This is a genomic window from Campylobacter sp. W0014 (genome assembly GCF_020135975.1).
GTDB lineage: Bacteria > Campylobacterota > Campylobacteria > Campylobacterales > Campylobacteraceae > Campylobacter_D.
The window spans coordinates 1-11,522 of sequence record NZ_JACHTR010000033.1; the positions used below are offsets into that span (position 1 = coordinate 1).

Annotated in this window: 9 protein-coding genes; 4 read left to right on the plus strand and 5 right to left on the minus strand. The window is 30.4% G+C overall.

The features are described 5' to 3' along the window. Window positions 1-108: 108 nt before the first annotated feature. The 5 genes from H2277_RS08150 to zwf all read right to left on the minus strand — a co-directional run bounded on the left by H2277_RS08150 (window position 109) and on the right by zwf (window position 6,182). Complete coding sequence (locus H2277_RS08150) at window positions 109-1,311, minus strand: sugar MFS transporter (protein WP_337201833.1); 1,203 nt, start codon at window positions 1,309-1,311, stop codon at window positions 109-111. 12 nt (window positions 1,312-1,323) lie between these two features. Next, a complete protein-coding gene (pgi, locus tag H2277_RS08155; protein WP_337201834.1) occupies window positions 1,324-2,967 on the minus strand; it encodes a glucose-6-phosphate isomerase in 1,644 nt (547 codons plus the stop codon). Then, the gene (locus H2277_RS08160) at window positions 2,964-3,977 is read right to left on the minus strand and encodes a glucokinase (protein ID WP_337201835.1); all 1,014 of its coding nucleotides are present in this window, start codon (window positions 3,975-3,977) and stop codon (window positions 2,964-2,966) included. Before H2277_RS08160 ends, pgi begins: the two co-directional genes overlap by 4 nt. Beyond that, window positions 3,958-4,638, minus strand: coding sequence for a 6-phosphogluconolactonase (gene pgl / locus H2277_RS08165; RefSeq protein ID WP_337201836.1), 681 nt, complete (start codon window positions 4,636-4,638; stop codon window positions 3,958-3,960). Before pgl ends, H2277_RS08160 begins: the two co-directional genes overlap by 20 nt. Before the next feature lie 143 nt (window positions 4,639-4,781). Further along, window positions 4,782-6,182, minus strand: a complete 1,401-nt coding sequence (gene zwf, locus H2277_RS08170) for a glucose-6-phosphate dehydrogenase (protein ID WP_337201837.1) — start codon at window positions 6,180-6,182, stop codon at window positions 4,782-4,784. Between the two features lie 142 nt (window positions 6,183-6,324). On the opposite strand from zwf, the gene edd reads away from it, so the two are divergent. The 4 genes from edd to H2277_RS08190 are packed head-to-tail and all read left to right on the plus strand — an operon-like array spanning window position 6,325 to window position 11,503. Beyond that, complete coding sequence (edd, locus tag H2277_RS08175; protein WP_337201838.1) at window positions 6,325-8,127, plus strand: phosphogluconate dehydratase; 1,803 nt, start codon at window positions 6,325-6,327, stop codon at window positions 8,125-8,127. A 9-nt stretch (window positions 8,128-8,136) separates the two neighbouring features. After that, window positions 8,137-8,760 (plus strand): bifunctional 4-hydroxy-2-oxoglutarate aldolase/2-dehydro-3-deoxy-phosphogluconate aldolase, encoded by a 624-nt coding sequence (locus H2277_RS08180; protein WP_337201839.1) that lies wholly within the window; start codon window positions 8,137-8,139, stop codon window positions 8,758-8,760. Window positions 8,761-8,771: 11 nt separating this feature from the next. Then, window positions 8,772-10,013, plus strand: a complete 1,242-nt coding sequence (locus tag H2277_RS08185) for a galactokinase family protein (protein WP_337201840.1) — start codon at window positions 8,772-8,774, stop codon at window positions 10,011-10,013. Beyond that, window positions 10,010-11,503: a UDP-glucose--hexose-1-phosphate uridylyltransferase gene (locus H2277_RS08190; protein WP_337201841.1), complete on the plus strand. Its 1,494-nt coding sequence runs from the start codon at window positions 10,010-10,012 to the stop codon at window positions 11,501-11,503. The genes H2277_RS08185 and H2277_RS08190 overlap by 4 nt, the downstream gene beginning before the upstream one ends. The last annotated feature ends 19 nt before the right edge of the window (window positions 11,504-11,522 follow it).

Below are 11,522 nucleotides of genomic sequence, written 5' to 3' on the forward strand. Positions count from 1 at the left end.
TAATCAAAGAAATTAAAAATATTTCTTGCAATTAAAAACTGAAATTATATACATAGCAAGCTTAAAATAAGATGAAACAAAAAGCGGATTTTCGCTTTTTGTTTTCGGTTATTTAACCCTATATCCTTTGATAGCAAAAAAGAGAATATAAAAATAGCATAACAAAGGAACTAAATAAGAAATAAGCAAATCAAAATAATCAGCAACTAAGCCTTGAACTGGAGGTATCAAAGCTCCACCAACAATAGCCATGCTAATAAGTCCAGAAGCTCTGCTTGTAAATTTACCTAATTTCTTTGTTGCTAAAGAAAAAATAGTTGGAAACATAATTGAATTAAAAAGTCCTATAGCCAATAAAGCTACCATAGCAATCTTTCCACCGATTAAAATAGCCATCATGATTAAACAAATATTAACAATAGAATTAAATACTAAACATTTATTTGGAGCAAGTTTAGTCATGACGAAGCTTCCTATAAATCTTCCTATCATAGCTCCACCCCAATAATAAACTATATACTTTGCAGCTGTTATTTCTTGAATGTTTGCAAATTTTTCCATAGTCAAAATTAAAAAAGAACCTATAGATACTTCAGCCCCTACATAAAAAAATATAGCTGCTGCCCCTAAGACAAAATGAGGATATTCAAAAACACTTTCTTTATTGTTATGATTTTTTTTATCTATAATTTTTTCAACCATTTGTCTTGCGTCTGGAAGTCTTAAAAGATATGTCACAATAGCCAAAAGAATTAAAATTCCAGCAATTCCCAAATAAGGAATTTGAACAGATTGGGCTTCTTCTAACTTACTTGCATATTTTACAGTATCTGAAAGTATAAAAGCGGCACCAAAAATTGGCCCTAAAGTTGTCCCTAAAGAATTAAAAGCCTGAACCAATGTTAAAGCCGTAGCTTCCTTTCCTGGAGCAAGTAAAGTTACAAATGGATTCCCGGCGGTTTGCAATAAAACAACTCCACTTGCTAATATAAAAAAGGCTCCTAAAAATATAGGATATGAAGCCATAGAGGCTGCTGGATAAAATAAAACACAACCAATGGCTGTTAATATAAAACCTAAAACAACTCCTATCGGATAACCAACCTTCTCCAAAAGCTTGCCAAAAATTCCGCCAGTTACAAAATAAGCTCCAAAAAAACAAAATTGCACTAACGCTGATTCAAAATGATTAAGATTAAATATCACCTTAAGATGTGGTATTAAAATATCATTTAATACCGTGATAAACCCCATAACAAAAAACAAAGCTGTTAAAGCTGCCAATGCAAAATTATTAGATTTAGTTTGCATATTTTTCCCTTTCTAAATTGAATTAAAATTTTTATAAATTTGTATTAAATGTTTTGTAGAGCTATCATGCTCTTGAATTTTTCCACCCTGAAGTTCTGATAAAATAGTTTTAACAAGTTCTTTACCAAGCTCAACTCCCCATTGATCAAAGCTATTAATATCCCAAATTACACCTTGAACAAAAATTTTATGTTCATATAAGGCAACCAAAGAACCTATGCTTTTAGGATTGATTTCATTGAGTAAAATAATATTGCTAGGCCTATTGCCTGAAAAAACCCTATGGGGTGCAAGTTTATGAATTTGCTCTTCATTAAAACCCTTATCAGACATTTCTTTTTGAACTTCTTCAAGAGTTTTTCCTTTCATAAAAGCTTCAGCTTGAGCAAAAACGTTACTGAGTAAAATTTCATGGTGCCCTGGAAAGCTTCCTTTTTTACTTAAGGATGCAATCAAATCAATAGGACTTAAATGTGTTCCTTGATGCAAAAGTTGAAAAAAAGCATGTTGAGCGTTAATACCCGTATCACCCCAAATAATAGGACCAGTATCATAATCAACTTTTTTACCATCCTTTCTAACCTGCTTACCATTGCTTTCCATATCTAATTGTTGTATAAATTTAGGAAGATATTTTAACATAGAATCATAAGGAGCTATGATATGGCTACCCGCATCGAAGAAATTTATATACCAAATACCGATTAAACCTAAAATAACAGGCATATTTTTTTCAAATGGCTCATTATAAAAATGCTCATCCATCAAATATGCCCCTTCTAATAAAGATGAGAAATTTTCCTTACCTAAATAAATCATAATAGCTAAACCTATAGCAGACCAAAGACTATAGCGTCCGCCAACCCAATTCCAAAATTCAAACATATTATTTAAATCAATGCCAAATTCTTTTACCGCTTCTTTATTGGTTGAAACCGCCACAAAATGTTTTGCTATATGCTTTTCATCTAAGGCATGATTTAAAAACCATTTTCTAGCTGTAAATGCATTAGTTAAAGTTTCTTGAGTTGAAAAAGTTTTAGAAGCTACTATAAACAACGTTGTTTCAGGATGAACTTGATCTAAAACACCTTGTAATTGCGCTCCATCTACATTGGAAACAAAATGCATATGCAATCTTGGGTGTCCAAAATTTTTTAAAGCTTCGCAAACCATCAAAGCTCCTAAATCAGATCCACCTATGCCTATATTTACAACATCTGTAATCACTTGATTTGTATAACCAAGCCAAGCACCAGAGCGCAAAGAGTCTGAAAATTTTTGCATCTTTGCTAAAACTTCCCTAACATTTGGCATAATATCCATATCATCAATCATAATTGAATGATTATCTTTATTTCTCAAAGCAGTATGCAAAACAGCCCTATTCTCAGTTGTATTAATCTTTTCGCCCTTAAACATAGCTACCATTTTTTCTTTTAAAGAACATTCGTTGACTAAATTAAATAATAATTCTAAAGTTTCATCGTTAATACGATTTTTTGAATAATCAAGTTTTAAATCGCCAATTTCAAGAAAGTATCGTATTCCTCTATTTTGGTCTTCTTTAAATAAATCTCTCATGTGCACATCTTTTATATTTAAAAAATGATTACGCAAATTCTTATAAGAATTTAAATGGGTTAAAGACTTCATTTTTCACCTTTCACTTCTTTAAAATCGCAACTTTTCAAATGATTTTCTAAAGCAACAGCTGCCCCGTTAATACCTGGATATTTTGCTAAAACTACATAAACAGGAATAGCAGCCAAATAAGCATCAAATCTCCCCTTATTTTCAAAACGTAATCTAAAAGGTGATGTTTTAAAATAATCAATAAATCTAGGGATAATCCCTCCGCAAAGATAAACTCCACCCCTAGCTCCCAAAGTTAAAGCTAAATTTGAAGAAACCGTACCCAACATAGCACAAAATATATCCAAAGTTAATCGACACAAGGGAGACTTGCCGCTTAAAGCTTGCTCGCTAATAAGCTCTGGGGTCATTTTAGAATGTTTAATGCCTTCTCTACTGGCCAAAGCTTCATGTATAAGTGCCAAACCTGCTCCACTTAAAAAACGTTCGGCTGACACGTGTCCATATTTTTTCTTTGCATATTGCCAAATCATTATTTCAGTATCATCAAAAGGTGCAAAACTAACATGTCCACCTTCTCCAGCTAAAGCAATATATCCGCATTCATTGCAAGGAATTAAACCACTAACGCCAAGTCCTGTTCCAGGACCCAAAACGGCTTTCGGTGCAGACACTTCACAAGAAGTTCCACCCACCTGCATCAATTCAGAGAGTGGCATTTTAGTTATAGCATAAGCCTGAGCAGTGAAATCATTGATGAGTATTAAAGATTCTAAATTTAAAGCTTGTCTTGTGGTTTCAATTGAAAAAGCCCAATGGTGATTTGTCATTTGAACCCAATCACCTAAAACAGGATTGGCAATAGCAAAAGCACCAAATCGAACTATTGGATTGCCAACTTTACTTAAATAAGTTTTTGCTGCATCAACAACAGTATTATAATCTTGACAAGCTAAAACTTCAACATTATCGATTTTACCCGGCATGGTTTCTAATGCAAATCGAGCATTAGTACCCCCAATATCAGCTAAAAGCCTTGGATATGATTTTTTATTTTGAGAAGTAGACATCACACATCACCTTTTCTGAATGAAGTATATAAGATATAGGAAATTTAGGATTTAAACCCTTAGTAGCTTCATTAAAAACAAGCTCTTTTTCTTTTGTAGCTATAGATAAAAACAATTTATTGCATTTCTCTAATGCTGACAAAGACATAGAAAGTCTTTTATGTGGAGCATTTTTTGGGGTTATTAAAATAATGTTTTTTTGAGTTGTTAAAGCAAAATCAATTTCATCTGCTTCAGGAAATAAAGAAGCCGTATGACCATCTATACCCATACCTAAAATAGCAATATCAGGTTGGTTATAGAATTTATTTGCATTTTCAACTAAATCTTCCAAAGAAAGCTTATAATCTTCAAAAAAAGGTTTAAAATGTGCCTTTTGAGCCAAATTCTTTAAAAAATGCATTTTTATCAATTTTGCATTACTATCTTCATGATCAAGTTCAACTACCCTTTCATCAACCAAAGAAACATTACATTTATCCCAAGTACATTTTTTTTTGCTTAACATTTCTAAAAATAAAACTGGAGATTTCCCTCCAGAAAAAGCTAAATTTATATATTTTTTGACTGATAAAATTTGCTCGATAGATAAAGTAACAGCTTCAACCAAAGCCTTATTGCAAGACTCTAAATCTGAAAATTCATGCATTTTAAATGCCATTTTTCCTCCAATTTTACTGCTTGACAAATTTTATTAAATCAAAGTGTAACAGAGTTTTGCTTATAATTATCAAAATAAACAAAAATTACTAAAAATTTAAACTAATTTGTTTCCAAATTACCCAAATTTGTTTTTAAATTATACTAGGCGTTATGCCATTCATGCTGATCTTTTTGGATCAAATCAAATGACTCCTTAGGGCCCCAACTTCCCGCAAAATAAGAATATAAAGGTGTTTTATTGTTTTTCCAATTTTCCAAAATAGGATCTACCCAAGTCCAAGCGGCTTCTAATTCTTCTTTATGATTAAAAGAAGCTTGATTACCTTCTATAACATCTAAAATCAATCTTTCATACGGCTGCATGACTGAAGTACTGTTTAAATTTAAAATCAAATTATTTTCCTCGCAATCCATTGTTTTACCAATTTTCTTTACTTTTAAATTTAAAGAAATTTGATTTTCTGGTTGCAAACGTATTATAAGTTTATTAGGATGAGTACTTTGATCTTGCCGATCTTTAAAACAAATAATAATTTGAGCAAAAGAATTAGCCATTCTTTTACCTGTTCTAATATAAAATGGAACATTCTTCCAATTTTCATCCAAAAGCTCCGCTTTGATAGCAACAAAAGTTTCTGTTTGACTATTTTCCTTGACATGATCTTCGTCCAAATAGCCTTTAAATTCTCCTGATTGACTATATTGAGCTCTAATGACATTTGATTTTATATCTTCATCACTTAAGGGTTTTAAACTCTTTAAAAGTTGCAATTTTGCACTTCTTATAGAATCAGCATCGAGAGTATTTGGAATTTTCATAGCCACCAAAGAAAGAATTTGTAAAATATGATTTTGGATCATATCCCTTAAAGCTCCTGTGCTATCATAAAATTCTCCTCGACTTTCTACACCTAAGGTTTCAAAAACACTGACTTCAACATAATCGATATAATCTTTTTTCCATAAAGAGGTAAAAATAGGATTAAATCTTCTTAAAATCAAAAGATTTTGTATGCTTTCTTTTCCTAAATAGTGATCAATTCTATAGATTTGTTTTTCATTGTAGTATTGTGCTATTTCATTATTTATAGCTTGACAAGATTTTAAATCCATTCCTAAAGGTTTTTCTAAAATAATTTTAACCCTATCATCATTTAAGCCAACTGATGCTAAATTTTTACACGCCTTAATAAAAAACTCTGGAGAAATTGAAAAATAAATAACTATATTTTTGCTTTCGCTACTTATTTTTTCTTTTAAGAGTTCAAAATCTTTTGTTTCATTCAAATTTATACTTAAATAATCAATATTGTGTGTAAATTCTTCCCATTTTTTATCATCGCAATTTTTTACATGTATTTTTGACTTATGATTCATTTTATCCTTGAATTCATCAACATTTAGCATACTTCTACCCGTTGCAATCATTTTTCCAATATGAGGCAAAAATCCATCCACATAAGCTTGATAAAGAGAAGGGAAAATCTTTCTCATTGCCAAATCTCCAGTCGCTCCAAATAAAATAAAATCGAAACTTTGCATATTTTCTCCTTTTATAAAATTAATATCAAAACTTTATTTTAATTGCTAAAAGTATATTTTAGAATTTTATCTAAAATTATGGCATAATTAAATATAAAAAATACCACAATAAAAAAATAAATTTTAAGTATAAAGGATAAATATGGCGTTAAATAAAATTAAACAAATCACTCAAAAAGTAAAAGAACGTAGCGAAAAAACACGCAAGGATTATTTAGAACGTATTCAAGCACACAAAGGCAAAATTCAAAGAAAAGATCTTGGATGTGCAAATTTAGCTCATGCTTATGCTAGCATACCAGAGCATATTAAAGAAAGAATCAAGGAAAATAAAGATTCAAATTTTGCCATAGTTTCAGCTTACAATGATATGCTCTCAGCACACCAGCCTTTTAAAAATTATCCTGATATTATAAAACAAGAACTTTTTAAAAATCATGCATTTGGACAGTTTGCCGGTGGAACTCCTGCTATGTGCGATGGAATCACTCAAGGTTATGATGGAATGGAGCTTAGTTTATTCTCAAGGGATGTTATAGCTATGAGTGTGGCTGTGGCACTTTCTCATAATGTTTTTGATGGGGCTTTTTACTTAGGAGTTTGTGATAAAATAGTTCCAGGTCTTTTAATTGGAGCTTTAAGTTTTGGTCATTTACCAAGTATTTTTATCCCTTCTGGTCCCATGACGAGTGGAATTTCTAATGATGAAAAATCAAAAACTAGACAACTTTTTGCTGAAGGTAAAATTTCACGCGATAAGCTCTTAGAAAGTGAAATGAAATCTTATCACGATATAGGGACTTGCACTTTTTACGGAACAGCTAATTCAAATCAAATGATGATGGAGTTTATGGGACTGCATTTGCCAAATTCTGCTTTTATAAATCCAAATACATCTTTAAGAGAAGCTTTGGTTAAAGAAGCTGCAAGCCATATGACTCAAAATAAAATTTTACCTATCGGAGAATTGCTCGATGAAAGAAATATTATCAATGCTATGATAGGACTTATGGCTACAGGTGGCTCTACTAATCACACTATTCATTTAATTGCCATAGCTCGTGCAGCAGGCATAATCATCAACTGGGATGACTTTGATGCCATTTCAAGCGTTACTCCACTTTTAGCAAGGGTATATCCTAATGGAAAAGCTGATGTTAATCAATTTGAAGCTGCTGGAGGTTTAGCTTTTGTTATCAATGAACTCTTAAAAGAAGGTTTGTTGCATGATGATGCCTATACAGTAATGGGTCAAGGAATGCAAGCTTATACTAAAAATCCTTTCTTGATTGATGGAAAAATCGTCTATAAAGATGGGGTGAAAACAAGCAAAGAAGAAAATATCCTAAGAAATATAGAAAATCCATTCTCTCAAAATGGTGGTGTTAAAATTTTAAAAGGGAATATAGGAAGAGCTGTTATTAAAATTTCAGCCGTTAAAGAAGAACATCAAATTATCAAAGCTCCTGCTATGGTATTTTACTCTCAACAAGAATTTTTAAATAAATTTCAAAATAAAGAATTACAAAAAGATTTTATAGCAGTCTTTCCTTATCAAGGACCAAGATCTAATGGTATGCCAGAGCTTCATAAACTCACTCCGCCTTTAGGAATTTTACAAGATCAAGGTTTTAAAGTCGCACTTGTTACTGATGGAAGAATGTCAGGGGCTTCTGGTAAAGTTCCAGCAGCAATCCATATGAGTCCTGAAGCTTTACTTGATGGAGATATTGCTAAAATTAAAGATGGCGATATATTATTGCTTGATGCAAAAAATGGCATACTTGAAATTCTTATTGATGAAAAAGAATGGAAAGAAAGAAAAATACCTAAATTAGATAAAAAAGAAATTTTTGGTTGCGGAAGAGAACTTTTCGCTGGATTTAGAACTCAAACCTCAAGTGCTGAAACAGGAGCAATGAGTTTTGGTGGATATTTTAAATAAGGAGATACAATGCAAACAAAAGAAATTTTAGAAGTAAGCAAAATCATTCCCGTTATTACAATTTATGATTTAAAAACAAGTGTGGATTTAGCAAAAGCTTTGATTGACGGAGGGATTAAAATTTTAGAAATCACTTTACGCACTCAAGAAGCTATTGAAGCCATAAAACTAATATCAAAAGAAATTCCAGAAGCTGTTGTAGGTGCTGGAACAGTATTAAACGCTAAAATGCTAGAAGAAGTAAAAAATGCAGGAGCTAAATTTGCTATAAGCCCAGGATTAAATGCCATACTTGCTAAAGAAGCAAAAAATATTGATTTGCCTTTGATTCCAGGTATCGCAACCGCTGGAGAATTAATGCTTGCTCTTGAATTTGGATTTAAAAATTTAAAATTTTTCCCTGCTCAAGCTGCTGGAGGTGTTAATATGTTAAAATCTTTTTCCGCTCCATTTCAAGAAGTTAAATTTTGTCCTACTGGCGGTATTAGTCTTGATAATATGAATGATTATTTAAAACTAGATAACGTTCTTTGTGTTGGAGGATCTTGGCTAACTCCTAAAGAATTGATCTTGGATAAAAAATGGAATCAAATCACTCAGATCGCTAAGCAAAGTTTAGGACAAATTTTATAAATGGATTTTAAATGCAAAAATTAAATCAAAATCTTAAAAAAATATACAAAGAAGAATCTTTAGTCTATCAAGAACAAAGATATTTAAAAGCTTTAGAAACTTTTAAAAAACTTTATCCTAAGCATAATGATTTTAGCTTTTACTCTTCTCCAGGTAGAACAGAAATAGGAGGAAACCATACCGACCATCAACATGGTATGGTTTTAGCAGCTACTGTAAATTTAGATATTATTGCAGTGGTTGCTCCTAACAATAGTGATAGTATTTGCATTAATTCTGAAGGTTTTAATTTAAAAGAAATTAAATTAAATGATCTCACATTTAATCCAAACGAAATTGGAAGTTCAGAAGCTTTGATAAAAGGAATTTGTTCTAAATTTAAAAACTTAAACTACAATGTAAAAGGTTTTGATGCTTATGCCACTTCAGATGTTTTAAAAGGTTCTGGCCTTTCTTCTTCGGCCGCCTTTGAAAATCTGATTGGCACAATTTTAAATTATGAATTTAACAATGCTGATATTTCAGCAACTCAAATAGCGCTAATAAGTCAATATGCAGAAAATGTTTATTTTGGAAAAGCTTGCGGTTTAATGGATCAAATGGCTAGTGCCATAGGAGGATTTTCTTTTATGGATTTTAAGGAACCTCAAAAACCTATTGTAGAAAAGATAAATTTTGATTTTTCAGATTACAATTATTTTTTATGTATTGTTAATACCAAAGGAGATCATGTAGATTTAACTTCGGATTACACCGCAATCACTGAAGAAATGCAACTTGTCGCAAAAGCTTTTGGTAAAAAAGATTTAAGAGAGGTGGATGAAAAAGATTTTTTTGATAATATCGCTTCATTAAGAAAACAAATTCATGATAGAGCTATTTTGCGTGCCATACATTTTTTTAAAGATAATCAAAACGCACTTAAAGAGGCACAAGCTCTAAAAAACAATGATTTTGAAACTTTTAAAAATCTTATTAAAGATTCGGGAAATTCATCATTTAAGTTTTTACAAAACATTTTTTCTTTATCTAAACCTCTAGAGCAAAATTTAGCTTTAGCTTTAGCTTTAAGTGAAAAAATTTTAAAAGATGAAGGCGTAAGTAGAGTTCATGGCGGAGGTTTTGCGGGAACTATTCAAGCTTATGTTCCTCTAAAACTTGCCCAAGAATATGAAGAAAGCATGAAAAAGATTTTTGGCCAAGATTCTTGCCATATGTTAAATATAAGAAATATAGGTGCAACAAAATTATGATTTATGCTCTTATTGATCAATTGATTTTATATACTTTAGAAAAAAAACTCATCAAGCAAGAGGATAAAATTTTTCACATAAATAGCTTAATTGATCTTTTTAAATTACAAGAATACAAGCAAGGAAAAAAAATTTCCAAAATGACACTTAATGAAATTTTAAATGCTTTGCTAGATTATGCTTGCAAAAATCAACTTTGTGAAAATGATAATGTAGCGAGATCTTTATTTAGTGTTAAAATTATAGGACTTTTAACACCAAAACCTAGCGAATTAATTTCTCAATTTAAGCAATATTATCAAAAAAATCCAAAAACAGCTAGCGATTTTTTTTATCAATTTAATCAAGATTGTAATTATATTAATAACGATCAAATTAAAAAAGATATAAAATGGAAAACCCCAAGCAGCTACGGAAAACTAGAGATTACAATAAATCTTTCAAAACCAGAAAAAGATCCAAAAGCTATTGCTAAAGCCAAAGAAAATAAAAACACTTATTATCCTCAATGTCTTTTATGTAAGGAAAATGAATATTATGCAGGAAATTATCATCATCCCGCTAGGCAGAATTTAAGAATTTTACCCATAAAACTTGCCAATGAAAATTGGTTTTTTCAATACTCACCTTATGTTTATTATAAAGAACATTGTATCATCCTTAATCAAAAACATACTCCGATGAAAATCTGCAAAAAAACTTTTGAAAGATTATTTGATTTTTTAAAAATATTTCCTCATTATTTTATAGGATCAAATGCTGATTTACCTATAGTTGGAGGCTCTATTTTAAGCCACGATCATTTTCAAGGAGGCAGTCATACCTTTGCTCTTAATAGTGCTAAAATAGAAAAAAAATATAAAATTAAAAATTTTGAAAATATAGATTTTGGTATTGTTAAATGGCCATTATCTGTTATAAGAATTTCAAGTAAAGATGATAAAAAATTAATAGAATTTGCAGATTTTATCCTAAAAAAATGGAAAAATTATAATGACAAAAACGTCAATATCTTAGCAAAAACTCAAAATGCACACCACAATACCATAACTCCAATAGCAAGAATGAAAAATTCTAATTTTGAATTAGATTTGGTTTTAAGAAATAATAGAACAGATAAAAAGCATCCATTTGGCATTTTTCATCCACATGAATACCTGCACAATATAAAAAAAGAAAATATAGGGCTTGTAGAAGTTATGGGGCTTGCTATTTTACCTCCTAGACTTAAAGAAGAATTAGAAGTTTTAAACGATTATATTCTTAACAATAAAGATATAAACACTAATGAAAAAATCAAAAAACATACTCAATGGGTTAAAAATTTTTTACCTAAATACAAAGATATCAATGATAAAAATATAGAAAAAATTTTACAAAAAGAAATATCTAAAACATTTTTAGATGTATTAAAAAATTGTGCAGTATTCAAACGCAATAAAAAAGGAATGGAAGCTTTTGAAAGATTTATAAATACTTTAAATAAATAAAAATTGAATATTATTATTT

Coding starts and splice junctions, on each gene's coding strand:
- H2277_RS08180 (WP_337201839.1), top strand. CDS start 8,137: ATGCAAACAAAAGAAATTTTAGAAGTAAGCAAAATCATTCCCGTTATT.
- pgl (WP_337201836.1), bottom strand. CDS start 4,638: ATGGCATTTAAAATGCATGAATTTTCAGATTTAGAGTCTTGCAATAAG.
- H2277_RS08185 (WP_337201840.1), top strand. CDS start 8,772: ATGCAAAAATTAAATCAAAATCTTAAAAAAATATACAAAGAAGAATCT.
- H2277_RS08150 (WP_337201833.1), bottom strand. CDS start 1,311: ATGCAAACTAAATCTAATAATTTTGCATTGGCAGCTTTAACAGCTTTG.
- edd (WP_337201838.1), top strand. CDS start 6,325: ATGGCGTTAAATAAAATTAAACAAATCACTCAAAAAGTAAAAGAACGT.
- H2277_RS08190 (WP_337201841.1), top strand. CDS start 10,010: ATGATTTATGCTCTTATTGATCAATTGATTTTATATACTTTAGAAAAA.
- zwf (WP_337201837.1), bottom strand. CDS start 6,182: ATGCAAAGTTTCGATTTTATTTTATTTGGAGCGACTGGAGATTTGGCA.
- pgi (WP_337201834.1), bottom strand. CDS start 2,967: ATGAAGTCTTTAACCCATTTAAATTCTTATAAGAATTTGCGTAATCAT.
- H2277_RS08160 (WP_337201835.1), bottom strand. CDS start 3,977: ATGTCTACTTCTCAAAATAAAAAATCATATCCAAGGCTTTTAGCTGAT.